Here is a 17,740-nt window from a genome sequence, read left to right on the forward strand (position 1 = left end):
ACTTTCCTTGATACTTAGAAGCGAGTCATTCCGGGGCACGCGTCTTCGCGTGAACCCGGAATCTCCGGGTGCCACAATCTCGAGATTCCGGGTTCGCGCTCACGCGCGCCCCGGAATGACGGTCACAACCCCAGCACGGCCTTGGTGATGATGTTGCGCTGGATCTCGTTGGAGCCGCCGTAGATCGAGACCTTGCGGTTGTTGAAGTAGCTCGGCGCGATCTGCGCAGTCCAGTCCATCGCCTCGTTGCTGCCGTCCTCGCCGTGCTCGTCATAGGGCGCCGCGAACGGGCCGATCACTTCCATCAAGAGTTCGGTGGTGGTCTGCTGGATTTCCGAACCCTTGATCTTCAGGACCGAGGACGCCGGATTGGGCTTGCCCTTGCCGTGCTTGCCTTCATCGGCGACGACGCGCAGCTGGGTGAGCTCGAGCGCCTTGAGCTCGATCTCGCAGGCGGCGAGCTTCTCGCGGAAGCCCTGGTCCTGGATGATCGGCTTGCCGCCGGATTCGACCTTGGAGGCGAGTTCCTTGATGCGGCGCAGCCGCTCCTTGGAGACGCCGACCCGGGCGATGCCGGTGCGCTCGTTGCCGAGCAGGAACTTGGCGTAATCCCAGCCCTTGTTCTCCTCGCCGATCAGGTTCTCGACCGGCACCTCGACGTCATCGAAGAACACCTCGTTGACCTCGTGGCCGCCGTCGATGGTCTCGATCGGGCGCACCGTGACGCCCTTCGACTTCATGCTGAACACGATGAAGGAGATGCCCATCTGCTTCTTCGCATTGGTGTCGGTGCGGCACAGGCAGAAGATCATGTCGGCGTGCTGCGCCAGCGTGGTCCAGGTCTTCTGGCCGTTGATGATGTACTTGTCGCCCTTGCGCTCGGCCTTGGTCTTGAGCGAGGCGAGGTCCGATCCCGAGCCGGGCTCCGAGAAGCCCTGGCACCACCAGTCGTCGACATTGGCGATGCGCGGCAGGTATTGCTTCTTCTGCTTCTCGTTGCCGAAGGTGTAGATCACCGGGCCGACCATGCTGACGCCGAAGGCGAGCGGCGCCGGCGCCGGGTGCATCTGCAGTTCCTCGTTGAAGATGTAGTGCTGCACCGAGCTCCAGCCGGTGCCGCCATATTCCTTCGGCCAGTGCGATACGCCCCAGCCCTTCTTGTTCAGGATGCGCCACCAGGCGACCATCTCGTCCTTGGAGAGGTGACGGCCCTCGACCAGTTTCCGCCGCGTCTCCGTCGGCACGTTGTCCCTGAAGAACGCCCGCACTTCCTCACGAAACGCTGCTTCTTCCTTGCTGAAAGCGAGATCCATCGGATCCTCCTGTGTGCGAATGAACTACATTCGTTAGTTACGCGTTGTCTCAATCTCGTCGTCCCCGCCTAGTGCGCCATTGCGCACGGGGCGCGGGGACCCATAACCCCCGGCGTTCGGGAGTGGCAAAAGCCGGCCACCACGGTGCCTCAAGCACATCCTCGGCGTATGGGTCCCGGCTCGCGCTTCGCTTGGCCGGGACGACGAGGATGTTTGGCTACGCTCGCCCTCCCGATACCAGTTGCGGTTGCTTTCCCGGCGCCGGCTGCCGGTTGCGCAATTCGTGGCGCGACAGCTTGCCGACCGGGGTGCGCGGCAGTTCGTCGACGAATTCCAGTGCGGCGGGAATTTCGTGCTTGCCGAGCTTGCCGGCGAGAAGCGCCTTGAGTTCGTCCAGCGTGAACGGCGCAGCACCATCACGCAGCTTGACGAAGGCCTTGGCCGCCTCGCCGCGATAGTCGTCGGGAATGCCGATCACGATCACTTCATGCACCGCCGGGTGGGTGTAGATCGCCTGCTCGATCATCTGCGGGTAGACGTTGAAGCCGCCGGAGATGATCATGTCCTTCTTGCGGTCGACCAGATAGAAGTAGCCGTCCGGATCCATGTAGCCGATGTCGCCGGTGAGAAAACGGTCGCCGACGAAGGCCTCGGCGGTTTCCTTCGGCTTGTTCCAGTAACCCTTGGTGACATTCGGCCCGCGAATGCGGATTTCGCCGACTTCGCCCGGCTGCAGGACCTGCTTGGGATCCTCGAGCGCGACCACGTCCATTTCGATGCCGGGCAGCATCAGCCCGATCGAGCCCGGCTTGTCCGGGCCTTCCTTGGGATGGCCGGTGCCGGGCGAGCAGGTCTCGGTCATGCCCCAGCCGCTCTTCAGCTTCATGCCGACCTTGCGTTCGAAGATTTTTGCGACTTCGACCGGCAGCGGCGCGCCGCCGGAGCCGCAGCTCACCAGCGACGACAAATCGCGCTTGTCGAGATCCGGAAGGGCGGCGATCGCGATCCACATCGTCGGCACGCCGGGGAAGGCGGTGGCGCGCTTGATCTCGATGTCGCGCATCACGGCCTCGACGTCGAAGCGCTGATGCAGCGAGATCAAATTGCCGCGCCGGAGCGAGGACAGCAGCACCACCGTCAGCGCGAAGATGTGGAACAGCGGCAGCACGCAGATCACGCGCTCGATGGCGTTGCGCTCGGCGCGCGCCGTCTTGCCCCAGACGTCGTAGACCGAAACCGCCGACGTCAGGTTGCCGTGACTGAGCATGGCGCCCTTGGGCAGCCCCGTGGTGCCGCCGGTATATTGCAGCAATGCTGTGTCATCGACCGCGATCTGCGGCCACTGCGCCGGCTTCGCCGCGCCGTCGACGAACTGACGGTAGGTGACGATGGCGGGATTGGCGGGCAGCGGCGTCTGCGGCGTGCCGACCTTGCCCCAGTCGTCGTCCTCGCAGACGATCAGGCGATCGAGCAGGCCCTTGTCGAGAAATTTCAGCGCGGTCGGCAACAGCGCCTGAAGATTGCTGGTGACCAGCACCCGCGCCCCGGAATCGCTGAGCTTGTGCGACAGCGCGATCTCGCCGTCGAGCGGACTGAGATGCACGATGCGGGCGCCGGCCTTCAGCGCGCCGAAGAAGTTCACGGGGTGATCGGGCGTGTTGCCGAGGAACAGCGCGACCGAATTGTCCCTGCCGTAGCCGGCGCGCAGGAACGCCGCGGCCGCGACCTCGACCCTGGCTTCGAGCTCAGTGTAGCTGATCGGACGGTCGCGGAATTCGATCGCCGGCCGCGCGCCGTATTCCGCCGCCGCCTGCGACAGCAGGTCAGGCAGCGTACCGCGCGCGATCAGATCGTCCCAGTGGACGCCTTGCGGATAGAACTGTTCGCCGGGGTGGGTCATGAATTTTCCGCGTCGTCCCTGCGAACGCAGGGACCCATAACCCCGAACCTCGACATTGAAGAAAGGTCTCTACCCCCGCGCCAAAACGCGAGTTCCCGGCGTATGGGTCCCTGCGTTCGCAGGGACGACGGGTTGAGGCGCGGAGCAGAGCACATCCGGTTCATCCCATCAGGCCGCTTTCGCCGTCTGCGTCAGCGACGCAAAAGTCTTGCCTTCGGCGGCGAGGCGCTTGAGCAGCGGTGACGGCTCCAGCGAGGGATCGTTGGTCTCCCTGGCGTAATAGGCGAGACGCTCGGCGATGTGCTTGAGGCCGACCTGGTCGGCATAGAACATCGGACCGCCGCGGTAGATCGGCCAGCCATAACCATAGAGCCAGATCACGTCGATATCGCTCGGACGCGCCGCGACCTTCTCTTCCAGGATCCGCGCGCCCTCGTTGATCATCGGATACATCATGCGCTCGAGGATCTCCTCGTCGCTGACTACCCGCTTCTTGCGCCCCAGCCGCTGCAGGGTCTCGTCGATCAGCTTCTCGACTTCCGGATCGGGCAGCGGCGCGCGCGAACCTGCTTCATACTTGTAATAGCCCTTGCCGGTCTTCTGGCCGAAGCGGCCGGCTTCGCACAGCGCATCGGCGATTTCCGACTTGATGCCGCGATCCTTGCGCGAGCGCCAGCCGATATCGAGGCCGGCGAGATCGCCCATCGCGAACGGTCCCATCGGCATGCCGAACTTGGTCACCACGGCGTCGACCTGCTGCGGCAGCGCGCCTTCGAACAGCAGTTTCTCCGCCTGCTTGCCGCGCTGCGCCAGCATCCGGTTGCCGACGAAACCGTCGCAGACGCCAACCACCGCCGGCACCTTGGCGATCTTGCGGGCGACGGCGACCGCGGTGGCCAGCGCGTCCGGCGCGGTCTTGGCCGCGCGCACGATCTCGCACAGCTTCATCACATTGGCCGGCGAGAAGAAGTGCATGCCCAGCACGTCCTGCGGACGTTTGGTTTCCTTCGCGATCTCGTCGATGTTGAGATAGGAGGTGTTGGAAGCCAGCACCGCGCCGGGCTTGGCGTACTTATCGAGCGCGGCGAACACTTCCTTCTTGATCGCCATCGTCTCGAACACCGCCTCGATGATCAGGTCAGCGTCCTTGACGTTCTCGAGCCCGACCTTGCCGTTGATCAGGCCCATGCGCTTGGCGGGCGCGTCCGCAGGGATGCCGCCGCGCGCCGCGGTGGCCTCGTAATTCTTCTGCATCACGCCCATGCCGCGCTTGAGCTGCTCTTCGCCGGTCTCGATCAGCGTCACCGGAATACCGGCATTGGCGAACGACATCGCGATGCCGCCGCCCATGGTGCCGGCGCCGATAATGGCGACGCGCTCGACATTGCGCGGTTTGGTGCCTTCGGGCACGCCGGCGATCTTGGCGGCTTCGCGCTCTGAGAAGAAGGCATAGCGCTGGGCCTTCGACTGATCGCTCGTCAAAAGCTTCAGGAAGCCCTCGCGCTCCTTCTTCAGCCCTTCGTCGAACGGCAGGTCGATCGCGGCGCCGACCGCATCCGCAGCGGCGAACGGAGCTTCCAGCCCGCGCGCCTTCTTGGTCAGGGCGGCGACCGCGTTGGTGAAGATCGAGCGGTCGGCTTTGGCGGCGGCGAGCTTGGAGTCGTCGTCGCGCAGTTTGCGCAGCGGTCGCTTCTCGGCCAGCACCCTGCGGGCAAAGGCCTCGCCGCCCGACGCCGGGCCTTCGACGATTTCCTCGATCAGGCCGTTCTTCAGCGCATCGGCCGCACCGATCGGATCGCCGCCGACGATCATCTTGACCGCGAGTTCGGGGCCGACCGCGCGCGGCAGGCGCTGGGTGCCGCCGGCGCCCGGCAGCAGGCCGAGCTTGACTTCGGGGAGGCCGAGCCGGGCGTCCTTGGTCGCGACCCGGAAATGACAGGCCAGTGCGACTTCGAGGCCGCCGCCGAGCGCGGTGCCGTGAATCGCGGCGATGATCGGCTTCGGCGAATTCTCCATCGCGACCAGCACTTCAGCGAGGCCGGGCGGCTTCGGCGGCTTGCCGAATTCGGTGATGTCGGCGCCGGCGATGAAGGTGCGGCCGCCGCAGGTCAGCACGATCGCCTTCACTTCGGGATCGGCGATCGCCGCTTTCATGCAGTCGAAAATACCGCCGCGCACGGCGGCGCTCAGCGCGTTGACGGGAGGACTGTTAACCGTGACGATGGCAATAACATCATTACGCTCGAGCTTGACCACTTCGTTCACGAGACTCTCCCTGGATACCTGTTCTTGGATGGCTTCTTAACTTGCGTCGAGAAGCTACGGCACTTGTTAACTTGCGTTCAGTAGCTACGCACTTGCGTTGAGTGGCTACATTTTTGCTTATTTCGCACTGCGAAATTCAATTCCACACCTTGACACGGAGGGTTATTTTGAAGCACGTCCGTTGTCAACGAGGTCCGTTCAGCAGCAGGCAATGAAACGTCCAGCCAAGAAAGTGGCGACCGATCGCAGTTTCGTCGTCGCACTTTCCCGCGGCCTTGATGTGTTGCGCGCATTCCATCCCAACGACGGGCTTCTTGGCAATCAAGAGATCGCGGCCCGTACGAACTTGCCAAAGCCAACCGTTTCACGGCTGACCTATACTTTGACCAAGCTCGGCTACCTTACACCGGTTCCTCGGTTCGAGAAGTATCAGCTGGCGCCTTCAGCCATGGCGCTGGGGTATGCCGCCCTTGCAAACCTCGGGGTCCGGCATTTGTCCGAACCCTTTCGCGAGGAACTCATGCGCGAGACCGGCGGCGCGGTCGCCGTCGGCGGCCGCGACCGCACCAGCATGATCTACTTCGGCCAGAGCCGCGGCCAAACGCTGGGCGTGCAGCTGGACGTCGGTTCGCGAGTCCCGATTGCCACCACCGCAATGGGACGCGCCTATATCTGGGCACTGCCGGACGAAGAGCGCGGCGCGCTACTGCGCGAACTGCGCGAGCACTACGGCAGCCGTTGGCCGCGGATGCGCGACGGAATCGAACGCGCCGGCGAAACAGTGGAAAGACTCGGCTTCGCGATCTCGGCCGGTGAATGGCATGACGACATCCACGCCGTCGGCGTAGGGCTGAAGCTCAACGACGGAACTGGTCCGTACGCCTTCAATTGCGGCGCGCCCGCATTCCGTTTCACGGAAGATCGGCTGCGCAACGATATTGGACCTCGCCTCGTGGCGATGGTAAGGAACATCGAAGCGGCCTTGGGTGGCGCGGCGCCGCAATCAAAAAAAGATGACAAGAAGTTGAAAGCAGGAGGAAAAGTTGCACGTGTGGTTGAGGGGATCAGGTAGCCTTCATCATTGCGACCGGCGAAAAAATTCGCATGGCCGCTTCCGCCCAACGATCGACGTGGGCGGAGCCAGATGATGCAGGCACAGCTCGCGCAGGGACATAACCCCCTGCTCGCGGTTCGCGACGTCAGCGTCGTGTTCGGCGGCATCGTCGCGTTGAATGGCGTGTCGTTCGACATGCGCAAGGGCCAGATACTCGGCCTGATCGGGCCGAACGGCGCCGGCAAGACGACGCTCTTCAACTGCCTCTCCAGGCTTTACCAGCCGAGCTCCGGCGACATTCTGATGGAAGGCGAGAGCATCCTGATGCGCCCGCCGCACCGGATCGCCGAAATCGGCATCGGCCGCACCTTCCAGAACGTGGCGCTGTTCCCCAATCTTTCGGTGCTCGACAATGTCAGGGTCGGCACCCATTCACGCACCAACAGCGACATCATCTCAGACTCGCTCCAACTGGGCTGGGTCCGCCGCGGCGAGGCCGAGATCAACCGGCGCGTCCATGAAATCATCAGCTATCTCGAGCTTGACGCCGTCGCGCACACCGTGGTGTCCGGCCTGCCGTTCGGCACCCAGAAGCGCGTCGAATTGGCGCGCGCTCTGGCTGCGGAACCGAAGATCCTGCTGCTCGACGAGCCCGCCGGCGGTCTCAATCACGAGGAAGTCCACGTACTCGGCGACCTGATCCGCCGGATTCGCGACGATCGCCATATGACCGTGCTGCTGGTCGAACATCACATGGGTCTGGTGATGTCGATCGCCGACCACGTGGTCGCGCTGAACTTCGGCCGCAAGCTCGCCGAAGGCACGCCGGCCCAGGTGCAATCCGACCCGGATGTCATCAAAGCCTATCTGGGGAGCAAGGACCAATGACCGCGATGCTTAACGTCAAGGATCTCAGGGCCTATTACGGCCAGGTCCAGGCGCTTCACGGCCTCTCCTTCTCGCTCAACGAAGGCAGCCTGACCACGTTGCTCGGCGCCAACGGCGCCGGCAAGACCACCACCTTGCGGGCGATCTGCAGCATGGTGCGTTCGACCGGCGGCATCGAGTTCGACGGCGCTCCGCTCACCGGCCGCTCCACCGAAAACATCGTCCGCCTCGGCATCGCCCATGTGCCGCAGGGCCGCGGCACCTTCACCACCATGACGGTGGAGGAAAACCTGCAGCTCGGCGCGATCACGCGCAAGGACAGGGCCGGCGTCACCTCCGACATCGAGCGCATGTACGATCACTTTCCGGTCCTCAAGGAGCGGCATACCCAGCAGGCCGGCACGCTTTCGGGCGGCGAACAGCAGATGCTGGCGGTCGCCCGCGCGCTGATGCTGCGCCCGCGGCTGATGCTGCTGGACGAGCCGTCGTTCGGCCTGGCGCCGTTGATCGTGCGCGATCTGTTCAAGATCCTCGGCAAGATCAACCGTGAGGACAAGGTCACCATTCTGGTGGTGGAGCAGAATGCGCAGCTTGCGCTGGAGCTCGCCGACAAGGCCTACGTCATTGAAACCGGACGCATCGTGATGTCGGGAAGCGCTGCCGAAATCGCGAACAACGAAGACGTCCGTAAATCCTATCTCGGTTATTGAGGAGCGCAGCCATGGAACTTTTTATCAACCAAGTCCTGGCTGGCATCGCCACAGGTGCGATCTATGCCTGCATGGCGCTAGCCGTCGTCATGATCTACCAGGCGATCGATCATCTCAATTTCGCCCAGGGCGAAATGGCGATGTTTTCGACGTTCATCTCCTGGCAACTGATGCAGTGGGGCGTGCCCTACTGGTGGGCCTTCCTGCTCACGCTGGCATTTTCGTTCGCCGGCGGCATCCTGATCGAGCGGTTGCTGTTCAAGCCGCTTGCCAAGGCGCCGATTCTGACCAATGTCGCCGGTTTCATCGCATTGTTTGCGATCGTCAACAGCGTCGCCGGGCTGACCTGGGACTTCACCATCAAGCAGTATCCGACGCCGTTCGGATCGTCGCCTTTTCTCGGCAGTCAGCTCATCTCTACCCATCAGGCCGGCATGATCGGCGTCACGATAGGACTGTTGATCCTGCTCTATTTGTTCTTTCAGTTCACGCGGATCGGCCTTGCCATGCGCGCGGCTGCATCGTTGCCGGAATCGGCACGGCTGGTCGGCATCAACACCAGCTGGATGATCGCGCTTGGCTGGGGCATGGCGACCGCGATCGGCGCGATCGCCGGCATGCTGATCGCGCCGGTGGTGTTCCTGGAACCGAACATGATGGGCGGTGTGTTGATCTACGGGTTTGCCGCCGCCGTCCTCGGCGGCCTGACCAGTCCGCTCGGTGCGGTGGTTGGAGGCTTCCTGGTCGGCGTGTTCGAGAATCTCGCCGGGACCTATATCCCCGGCGTCGGCAATGAACTGAAATTGCCGATCGCACTGGCGCTTATCATCACCGTATTGGTTCTCAAACCGGCGGGCCTGTTCGGCCGTCCCATCGTGAAGCGAGTTTGATCATGAGCGCAATTGAGGAAGTCGCAAACGAAGCACCGGCGGTCGAGGCCGTTCCAAAGAGAGCCATGACGCTGGGCTACGGCACCTCGATCGTGGTGCTGGGATTGCTGGTCATCGCGCCGATGTTCATGAAGAATTTCATCGTCTTCCAGCTGACGATGGTGCTGATCTACGCGCTGGCGGTGCTGGCGCTGAACATCCTGACCGGCGGCAGCGGCCAGTTTTCGCTGGGCCAGAGCGCCTTCTACGCAGTCGGCGCCTACACTTCGGCCATTCTGATGGAACATGTGGGCATGAATTATGCCCTGACGTTGCCCATTGCCGGCATTATCTGCTTCGGCTTCGGGTTCCTGTTCGGTCAGCCGGCGCTGCGCCTGAGCGGCATCTATCTGGCGCTGGCGACCTTTGCGTTGGCAGTGGCAATGCCGCAATTGTTGAAGCTCGGTGTCTTCGAACACTGGACCGGCGGCGTCCAGGGCCTGGTGGTGACCAAGCCCGATGCACCGTTCGGCCTGCCGATCTCGCAGGACAGGTGGCTGTATTATTTCACGCTTGTGGTCTCGATCGCGATCTACATCTTCTCGATCAACCTCCTGAAGTCGCGTTCCGGCCGCGCCTTCATGGCGATCCGCGACAACGAGATCGCGGCTTCCGCGATGGGCATCGACGTCGCGCTGTACAAGACGCTGGCATTCGGTGTCAGCGCCGGCATCACCGGCGTCGCCGGCGGCCTCGGCGCCATCGCCGTGCAGTTCGTCGCGCCCGACGGCTACACCATCACGCTGGCGATCTCGCTGTTTCTCGGCATGGTCGTCGGCGGCGTGGGATGGCTGCCCGGCTCGATCGTCGGTTCGGCCTTCATCATCTTCGTGCCGAATATCGCGGAGGGCATTTCGAAGGGCCTGTCCGGCGCGGTGTTCGGCGTGCTGCTGTTCCTCGTCATCTTCCTGGTGCCGCACGGCGCGCGGCAAGTCGCAATCGTCGCCCAGCAACTGATCGGCAAACTCAAGAAGGGTTAACGAACGTATTCCACCTAGCGGAATACGCGTCGAATCTGTTCCCAATAAAAAAGCCCCCTGCGACCGTCGTCGCAGGGGGCTTTTTCTTGATGGGCACCCAGAGAAGGTATTGAATGCAGGCAGGCGCCGAAAAGTGCGTCCAATAAAAAACAATGACACAATCACACCAGGACCCAGGGAGATCCAAATGCCTGCTATCCAACTGCGATTGGGGGCCTTTTCGGCTGCCCTCGCGATGCTTGCCGTAACCAGCAGCGGCGCACTCGCACAGAAGAAATACGATACCGGCGCCAACGACACCGAGATCAAGATCGGCAACATCACGCCCTACAGCGGACCGGCCTCCGCCTACGGCGTGATCGGCAAGACCGAAGCTGCCTACTTCAAGAAGATCAATGCCGAGGGCGGCATCAACGGCCGCAAGATCAACTTCATCAGCTACGACGACGCCTACAGCCCGCCGAAAACGGTCGAGCAGGCGCGCAAGCTAGTCGAGAGCGACGAAGTGCTGCTCATCTTCAATCCGCTGGGCACGCCGCCGAACTCGGCGATCCAGAAGTACATGAATGCGAAGAAGGTGCCGCAGTTGTTCGTCGCCACCGGCGCCACCAAGTGGAACGACCCCAAGGACTTCCCCTGGACCATGGGCTGGCAGCCCAACTACCAGAGCGAGTCCCGGATCTACGCGAAGTACATTCTCAAGGAAAAGCCGAACGCCAAGATCGCCATCCTCTATCAGAACGACGACTACGGCAAAGACTACGTCAAAGGCCTCAAGGACGGTCTCGGCGCCAAGGCGGCCACCATGATCATCGCCGAGGAAAGCTTCGAGGTCACGCAACCGACCATCGATTCGAACATCGTCAAGCTGAAGTCGACCAACGCCGACATCTTCTTCAACGTCACCACGCCGAAATTCGCGGCGCAGGCGATCAAGAAGATGGCCGAAATCGAATGGAAGCCGCTGCACTTCCTCAACAACGTGTCCGCCTCGATCGGCGCCGTGATGAAGCCGGCCGGCTTTGAAGCCAGCCAGGGCATCATCTCATCCGCCTACCTGAAGGATACGTCCGATCCGCAGTGGAAGGACGATGCCGGCATGAAGGCCTTCGACGAGTTCCTCGCCAAGTACTTCCCTGAAGGCAACAGGATCGATGGCGCGGTGATGTACGGCTACACGGTCGCACAAGGCCTCGTGCACGTGCTGAAGGCCTCCGGCGACAATCTCACCCGCGAGAACGTCATGAAGCAGGCGGCCAGCATCAAAGGACTTGAGCTGGGCAGCATGCTGCCGGGCATCAAGGTCAATACCAGTCCCACCGACTTCGCCCCGATCTCCCAGCTTCAGCTGATGCGGTTCAAGGGCGACAAATGGGATCTGTTCGGAGAGGTCATCAGCGGCGACGTCGGCGGCTGACGCTCCGGCGGGATTAACCGACTGCCAAGGAAAGAGCCTTTGCGCCCCCCGGCGCAGGGGCTTTTCCTTGATGGCCGCCGCCAAATGGTATTCAATCCGGCCGTGCCAAGAAGAACATAACGCACCCAACATCAAGAAAAGGGAGACCCTGAATGCTTACTACCCCCAAGAAACTTGCGATCGCCTCGGCCGCGTTGGTTGCGCTTGCCGCAACCAGCAGCGCCGCGCTCGCCCAGAAGAAATACGACACCGGCGCCACCGACACCGAGATCAAGATCGGCAACATCATGCCCTACAGCGGACCTGCCTCCGCCTATGGCGTGATCGGCAAGACTGCAGAGGCCTACTTCAAGAAGATCAATGCCGAGGGCGGCATCAACGGCCGCAAGATCAATTTCATCAGCTATGACGACGCCTACAGCCCGCCGAAGACCGTCGAGCAGGCGCGCAAGTTGGTCGAGAGCGACGAGGTGCTGCTCGTCTTCAATCCGCTCGGCACGCCGCCGAATTCGGCGATCCAGAAGTACATGAATGCGAAGAAGGTGCCGCAACTGTTCGTCGCCACCGGCGCCACCAAGTGGAACGATCCGAAGGGCTTCCCCTGGACCATGGGCTGGCAGCCCAACTACCAGAACGAAACCCAGATTTATGCCAAGTACATCCTCAAGGAACTACCGAACGCCAAGATCGCCGTGCTCTATCAGAACGACGATTACGGCAAGGACTACCTGAAAGGATTGAAGGACGGACTCGGCGCCAAGGCGGCTTCGATGATCGTCATGGAAGAAAGCTACGAGGTCTCGGAGCCGACCATCGACTCCCATATCGTCAAGCTCAAATCGACCGGCGCCGACGTCTTCGTGAACATCACCACGCCGAAATTCGCCGCGCAGGCGATCAAGAAGAACGCGGAAATCGGCTGGAAGCCGCTTCATTTCCTCAACAACGTCTCCGCCTCGATCGGCAGCGTGATGAAGCCGGCCGGCTTTGAAGCCGGCCAGGGCATCATCTCGTCGGCCTACCTGAAGGATACGTCCGATCCGCAGTGGAAGAACGATGCCGGCATGAAGGCCTTCGACGAGTTCCTCACCAAGTACTTCCCCGAAGGCAATCGGATCGATGGCTCGGTGATGTACGGCTACACCGTCGCGCAAGGCCTCGCGCACGTGCTGAAGGCCTCCGGCGACAATCTCACCCGCGAGAACGTCATGAAGCAGGCGGCCAGCATCAAGAATCTGGAGCTCGGCGGCCTGTTGCCCGGCATCAAGGTCAACACCAGCGCCACCGACTTTGCTCCGATCTCGCAGGTGCAACTGATCAGGTTCAAGGGCGAAACCTGGGAGAGGTTCGGCGAAATCCTGGGCGCCGACACCACCAACTGACGTACTAACCCGCGCCGCCCTTCAGGGCTCACAGACCCCCGCAGCACGCTGCGGGGGTATAGTGATAGCCTAAAATAGGACCAGTTTTGACCAGAGTGTCGTCAGGACTGGATTATGGGTTTAAGGACGCGCCATCAGGCGCGGCGTTACTGGGCGGGAAGGTGTCAGCGCGTTTCTTCGAGTTTTCGAAGGCTTTAGATCGCTGCGATATCGTCGGACAGCGTACCAAAGAGCCTTCTTATAAATGAAAGGGCGTCAGCGCTATCGATAAGCAGTTGTCTAACTGCACTTTCGTATTGCGTTCTTCCTTGGAAACCGAGGGTGATCTTCCCCCGAAAAAGTGGACGGGTTTAAGCGGCTTTTAGCTCCATCTCGATCGGGGCGATATACCCGATGGCGGAATGGAGCCGGGTTCGGTTGTAGAAGCCCTCGATGAAGGTGAAGATATCGCGCTGGGCCTCGGCGCGAGTCTTGTAGTTGCGATGATGAACGAGCTCGGTCTTCAGGGTATGGAAGAAGCTCTCCATCGGGGCATTGTCGTAGCAATCGGCCTTGCGGCTCATCGATGCGGTGATGCCGGCGGCCGTGAGAGTGTTGCGATAGGCGTGTGAGGCATACTGCACGCCGCGATCGGAGTGGTGGATCAATCCGGCCTGCGGGCGTTGCTGCTGGATGGCCATCGTCAGCGCCGCGGAAGCGAGTTCGACCTGCATATGATCCCGCATGGCCCAGCCGACGATCTTTCGGCTGAAGAGATCCATGACGGCCGCCAGGTACAGCCACCCCTCCGCGGTCGGGATATAGGTGATATCGGCGAGCCAGACCCGGTTCGGGGCTGGGGCCGTGAAGTCGCGCGCGATCAGGTTCGGTGCGATCGGCAGGTCGTGACGGCTGTCGGTGGTGCGCACACGGCGCGGCGGTGCCATGATGGCGCGGATACCGTGCCGACGCATCATCCGCTCGATCCGGCCGCGGCTGGCGCCACGGCCCTGCCTCCGCAGGACGGTATGGACGCGGGGACTGCCGTAGCGCCCGCTGCTGTCTTGATGGACTTGCCGGATTGCAGCCAGGAGCGTGGCATTGGATTTTGTTCGCTCACTCACCGGGCGATCACGCCAGGCGTAATAGCCGGCTGGCGAGACCTCGAGCACGGCACACATCAACCGCACCGGATAGGTGTCGCGGTGGTCCTCGATGAAACGGAAGCTCATGTCCGGGTTCCGGCAAAGATCGCGATCGACTTTTTTAAAATGTCGCGCTCCATACGCAGCCGTTCGTTCTCCTGGCGCAACCGGGCGATCTCCGAGGCCTGGTCCGCCGACATCGGCGTCGCCTGCGTGGTGGGGCGCCACGCCGCCGATGTCGGCCCCTGCCGGAACTTGTCCACCCAGCGCCGCAGCACCGAGTCGCGCAGACCGAGTTCCTTGGCCACCGACGTGACCGAGCGACGGCTCGACGCCACCAGCTCGACCGCTTGGCGCTTGTACTCTTCGGTAAATGACCGACGTTGACGTTCCATTCGACACCTCCGGGCTCAACGAGCCTACTACAGGTGTCCACTCATTCGGAGGAGGTTCAAGGGTCTCCGCTATGAGTCCCAAGGCAGGAGACTCCCGGACGGGATAACGAGCAACTATGAAGCCTAGATCGCCTCTGGCAATCGCGGCCTCAAGCTTCACTTTCTTTTCAGAGATGATTTTAGGCACGTCTATAGTGATATCGATTGGAAGTGCCGTGGCAATATCTTTGCGCTTCGGCAGCTTGCTCATCAAGTCGGCTCGTATCTTCGCTTCAACAACGCGCTCGCTTAGCCTCTGGACGTGCGGACCAAACGATGCCAACGCTCGCTTGCTCGCCTCTGGTATCAGGGAGGACGCGTTGAGCTGCACCCGGTTCCGAAGACACCGAGTTAGGTGTTTTATGGAGCAGGAGCTTGAGGCGGTTCGACTGATCAAGGAGCGCGGCGTGTCGTATGCAGCAACTGCGTGAAGCAGCTTGCGGGCGATCCACAGCATGCATTCCCCGGCCACGGTCAGATGAAGCCGGAGCGGAGCATGCGTTCTCTTGTGAGCACGCGCAGCGGCGCGCACGCCGTGACGTCAATTGATGTCGATATGTTCCACCGCACCATCAACCTATTGCAATACTGGCGCCCTCACCTCGGCGGCGCCATGCAGTGGGACGCACGCGAGCGCCTTCCGATTTGAGGCCACGACGCTCCCGGCAAAACTCGCGCGAGCCGCATCCACCCCGAATCGAGCACGAGGCGGCTTCCATCCGCCACCGAATCGAAGCGCGCGGATTTCGCTGCTCGCGCGCCCAAAAGGCAAATCACCACCGGAAACAGCCGGGAACTGTTGCCACCATGCTACGCCGACAGTCTATCTCGCTGCTTCGAGGCGCACCTTCTGCACCCTCAGGTAGCGCCTCGGAGCGACGGGAAATATTCTGATCGGGTATTTTGCAGGAATTTAAGGGGTGGCTGGAATGTCCGACACAACGCAGACGGGATCGGGAATGGGCCGGATAGCGCTGCGCCGGCTGTTTCTCGCCGGCACGTCGCTGACGGTGCTGAGCGGCTCGACGCTGGCGGCGGACCTTCCGCTGGTGAAAGCGCCGCCGCCCGTGATCGCGTCGTCGTGGGCCGGTTTTTATCTCGGCGTTCATGGCGGCTACGGCTGGAAACACGACGACTTTTCCCGATCCGAGGCCGAGTTCTTCTTCACGACGCCGCCTCCGTCGCTTGACGGCGTGCGGTCGCAAGGCGGGGTCTTCGGCGCCCATGCCGGTTACAACTGGCAGTTCGGCCGTGTCGTCACCGGGCTGGAATTCGACTTCAGCGCGACGGATATCAAGGGCACCAACAGCGTCAGCGAGGTCTTCGTCGCACCCGGCACAACAGTTTCAAGCAGCGACACGCTGGGCGAAAACGTCAGATATCTCGGCAGTGCCCGCACGCGGCTCGGCTGGCTGCCCACGGACAAGGTGCTGCTCTACGGGACCGCGGGCCTTGCCTGGGAGCGGCTCGACCAGACCAAGGTCCAGTCCCAGGCCGTCACGGCGAACGGAGTACTTGTGACTTCAAACTCGTTTTCCTTCCGGGATCCCATCGACAAATTCGGCTGGGTCGCGGGCGTCGGCGCGGAAGCGATGCTGGGCAGCCCGAACTGGATCGGCCGCGTCGAATATCTGCACTACGATTTCGGGCAGGTCATGACGGCCAGGAGCGACACCAATACGGCGCCTGGATTTGGCTCCTTCAACAGCTCCGCCGGTTCGCAGACCATCGACCTCGTTCGCGCCGGTATTTCCTACAAGTTCGGCGAGCCTGCCAGGATGGCGGCCGTGCCCTATGCCAAGGTGCCGGTTGCGGCGTCAGCCTCGTCATGGGCCGGCTTCTACCTCGGCGCCCATGCCGGGTATGGCTGGGGAAACGATCCCGGCACGGAGCCGTTAATACTGTTCCCCGGGATCGGCTCGACGGCGACCCTCGGCGGGGTCAACTCGAAAGGCTGGGTCGGCGGCGGCCAGCTCGGTTACAACTGGCAGTACGGTCGTTTCGTAACCGGTCTCGAAATCGACCTCAGCGCCGCCGACATCAGCGGCAGTTCGAACACCGCGACCGCGACCATCGCGGTTCCGGCCGCCACTCTCTCCGGCAGATTCGACGAAAACGTAAAATATCTCGGCACCGCGCGCGGCCGCCTCGGCTGGCTGGCGACAGATAATTTGCTGTTTTACGGCACGGCGGGCCTTGCCTGGGAACGCCTCGAGCGCACCAAAATACAAAATGAAACGACACCGGCAGGGATAACGAACGCCACATCCACCAGTCCGTCCGACCGGTTCGGCTGGGTCGCGGGTGTCGGCGGCGAAATGATGCTCGGCAGCACGAACTGGATCGGGCGCCTCGAGTATCTGCACTACGATTTCGGCCGCATCAACACCGGCGGCAACATCAGCATCTTTCAGAGCGGACTATCCGCCAACGCAACCATCACCGCAGGGCGTCAAACCATCGACGTGGTGCGCGCCGGCGTTTCCTACAAGTTCGGCCCGGAAATGGCTGCGGCGGTTCAGCCTGCGATGTACACCAAGGCGCCGCGCGTGCCGCCGCCGCTGCAGAACTGGGCCGGTTTCTATCTCGGCGCCCATGGCGGCTATGGCTGGAAGGGCAACGATTTCGCGATCACCGCCTTCAGCCGCGCGCTCGCCGGCGGCATCAAGTCGGCGGGCTGGCTCGGCGGCGGCCAGGCCGGTTACAATTGGCAGTACGGCCGCGCGATCGCCGGACTGGAGATCGACGGCAGCGCCACCGGCATCCGGGGCAGCTCGCTCCCGGTGACCTTCGGGGGCACGACCGGCACGCTGTCGGACAATGTGAAATATCTCGGCACCGCGCGCGGCCGTCTCGGCTGGACGCTCGCGGGCGACTGGCTGCTCTATGGCACCGGCGGCCTCGCATGGGAGCGTGTCAACCGAACCTGGTTCAGGGTCTCGCCCAGCCTGAATAACATTAACACGATTCTCAGCGAATCGCCGCGCGACCATTTCGGCTGGGTGGCCGGCGCCGGTGTCGAAACCATGATCCACAACTCGAACTGGATCGCGCGCCTCGAATATCTGCACTACGATTTCGGCACCGTCGAGTCTACCACGGTCCAGACATCGACCGATCCCGCAAATCCGCCGTTCGCCGAGCGGGGCGGCCGCCAGACCCTCGAGGCCGTCCGCGCCGGCCTGTCCTACAAGTTCACGCCGTAGCGTTTCAACCAACGAACGGCCGGGCCACAGGACCCGGCCGTTTTTGTTTGAACGGTGAATGCCAGATATTCCTCCGGAAGTGCGATTCGCCCTTCACGGCGGCGACCGCCACCTTCGCCTTGAAGGCCGGTGTGTTTC

At 62.5% G+C, this 17,740-nt stretch carries 12 protein-coding genes and 1 pseudogene; 9 read left to right on the forward strand and 4 right to left on the reverse strand.

All coding sequences use genetic code 11. From position 1 onward, the window contains the following. Positions 1-122 precede the first annotated feature (122 nt). The 3 genes from pimC to KMZ29_RS24215 form a co-directional block, all read right to left on the reverse strand. Entirely contained in the window at positions 123-1,313 is a 1,191-nt protein-coding gene (gene pimC, locus KMZ29_RS24205) for a pimeloyl-CoA dehydrogenase large subunit (protein ID WP_215613527.1), read from the reverse strand. Between the two features lie 217 nt (positions 1,314-1,530). Continuing rightward, on the reverse strand, positions 1,531-3,213 hold the full coding sequence (gene pimA, locus KMZ29_RS24210; RefSeq protein ID WP_215621538.1) for a dicarboxylate--CoA ligase PimA: 1,683 nt from the start codon (positions 3,211-3,213) through the stop codon (positions 1,531-1,533). Between the two features lie 168 nt (positions 3,214-3,381). Beyond that, complete coding sequence (locus KMZ29_RS24215) at positions 3,382-5,478, reverse strand: 3-hydroxyacyl-CoA dehydrogenase NAD-binding domain-containing protein (RefSeq protein ID WP_215621539.1); 2,097 nt, start codon at positions 5,476-5,478, stop codon at positions 3,382-3,384. Between the two features lie 211 nt (positions 5,479-5,689). On the opposite strand from KMZ29_RS24215, the gene KMZ29_RS24220 reads away from it, so the two are divergent. The 7 genes from KMZ29_RS24220 (at position 5,690) to KMZ29_RS24250 (ending at position 12,838) form a co-directional block, all read left to right on the forward strand. Beyond that, positions 5,690-6,550 (forward strand): IclR family transcriptional regulator, encoded by an 861-nt coding sequence (locus KMZ29_RS24220; protein ID WP_215621540.1) that lies wholly within the window; start codon positions 5,690-5,692, stop codon positions 6,548-6,550. 72 nt (positions 6,551-6,622) lie between these two features. Further along, positions 6,623-7,420 carry an ABC transporter ATP-binding protein gene (locus KMZ29_RS24225; RefSeq protein WP_215621541.1) on the forward strand — a complete coding sequence of 266 codons (798 nt, stop codon included), beginning with the start codon at positions 6,623-6,625 and terminating at the stop codon, positions 7,418-7,420. Continuing rightward, complete coding sequence (locus KMZ29_RS24230) at positions 7,417-8,130, forward strand: ABC transporter ATP-binding protein (RefSeq protein WP_215621542.1); 714 nt, start codon at positions 7,417-7,419, stop codon at positions 8,128-8,130. Before KMZ29_RS24225 ends, KMZ29_RS24230 begins: the two co-directional genes overlap by 4 nt. An 11-nt stretch (positions 8,131-8,141) precedes the next feature. Then, entirely contained in the window at positions 8,142-9,020 is an 879-nt protein-coding gene (locus KMZ29_RS24235) for a branched-chain amino acid ABC transporter permease (protein WP_215603739.1), read from the forward strand. Positions 9,021-9,022: 2 nt separating this feature from the next. Beyond that, on the forward strand, positions 9,023-10,039 hold the full coding sequence (locus tag KMZ29_RS24240) for a branched-chain amino acid ABC transporter permease (protein ID WP_215621543.1): 1,017 nt from the start codon (positions 9,023-9,025) through the stop codon (positions 10,037-10,039). 187 nt (positions 10,040-10,226) lie between these two features. Further along, positions 10,227-11,456, forward strand: coding sequence for an ABC transporter substrate-binding protein (locus KMZ29_RS24245; protein ID WP_215621544.1), 1,230 nt, complete (start codon positions 10,227-10,229; stop codon positions 11,454-11,456). Between the two features lie 152 nt (positions 11,457-11,608). Then, complete coding sequence (locus tag KMZ29_RS24250; protein ID WP_215621545.1) at positions 11,609-12,838, forward strand: ABC transporter substrate-binding protein; 1,230 nt, start codon at positions 11,609-11,611, stop codon at positions 12,836-12,838. 350 nt (positions 12,839-13,188) lie between these two features. On the opposite strand, the gene KMZ29_RS24255 is transcribed toward KMZ29_RS24250, so the two are convergent. Next, a protein-coding gene (locus tag KMZ29_RS24255; protein WP_215620298.1) for an IS3 family transposase occupies positions 13,189-14,357 on the reverse strand; the annotation gives its coding sequence in 2 pieces (ribosomal slippage) (positions 13,189-14,069 and positions 14,069-14,357; 1,170 coding nt in all). Between the two features lie 401 nt (positions 14,358-14,758). On the opposite strand from KMZ29_RS24255, the pseudogene KMZ29_RS26825 reads away from it, so the two are divergent. Then, a pseudogene (locus KMZ29_RS26825) lies at positions 14,759-14,889 on the forward strand (IS3 family transposase); the annotation flags it as partial. A 436-nt stretch (positions 14,890-15,325) separates the two neighbouring features. After that, positions 15,326-17,602 carry an outer membrane protein gene (locus KMZ29_RS24265; protein ID WP_215621547.1) on the forward strand — a complete coding sequence of 759 codons (2,277 nt, stop codon included), beginning with the start codon at positions 15,326-15,328 and terminating at the stop codon, positions 17,600-17,602. The last annotated feature ends 138 nt before the right edge of the window (positions 17,603-17,740 follow it).

It is taken from the genome of Bradyrhizobium sediminis, assembly GCF_018736085.1.
GTDB classification, from domain to species: domain Bacteria; phylum Pseudomonadota; class Alphaproteobacteria; order Rhizobiales; family Xanthobacteraceae; genus Bradyrhizobium; species Bradyrhizobium sediminis.

What these genes read in the sequence shown, in the direction of transcription:
- KMZ29_RS24230 (WP_215621542.1), top strand. Translation starts at nt 7,417, where the DNA reads ATGACCGCGATGCTTAACGTCAAGGATCTCAGGGCCTATTACGGCCAG.
- KMZ29_RS24220 (WP_215621540.1), top strand. Translation starts at nt 5,690, where the DNA reads ATGAAACGTCCAGCCAAGAAAGTGGCGACCGATCGCAGTTTCGTCGTC.
- KMZ29_RS24240 (WP_215621543.1), top strand. Translation starts at nt 9,023, where the DNA reads ATGAGCGCAATTGAGGAAGTCGCAAACGAAGCACCGGCGGTCGAGGCC.
- KMZ29_RS24235 (WP_215603739.1), top strand. Translation starts at nt 8,142, where the DNA reads ATGGAACTTTTTATCAACCAAGTCCTGGCTGGCATCGCCACAGGTGCG.
- KMZ29_RS24245 (WP_215621544.1), top strand. Translation starts at nt 10,227, where the DNA reads ATGCCTGCTATCCAACTGCGATTGGGGGCCTTTTCGGCTGCCCTCGCG.
- pimA (WP_215621538.1), bottom strand. Translation starts at nt 3,213, where the DNA reads ATGACCCACCCCGGCGAACAGTTCTATCCGCAAGGCGTCCACTGGGAC.
- pimC (WP_215613527.1), bottom strand. Translation starts at nt 1,313, where the DNA reads ATGGATCTCGCTTTCAGCAAGGAAGAAGCAGCGTTTCGTGAGGAAGTG.
- KMZ29_RS24225 (WP_215621541.1), top strand. Translation starts at nt 6,623, where the DNA reads ATGATGCAGGCACAGCTCGCGCAGGGACATAACCCCCTGCTCGCGGTT.
- KMZ29_RS24265 (WP_215621547.1), top strand. Translation starts at nt 15,326, where the DNA reads ATGTCCGACACAACGCAGACGGGATCGGGAATGGGCCGGATAGCGCTG.
- KMZ29_RS24250 (WP_215621545.1), top strand. Translation starts at nt 11,609, where the DNA reads ATGCTTACTACCCCCAAGAAACTTGCGATCGCCTCGGCCGCGTTGGTT.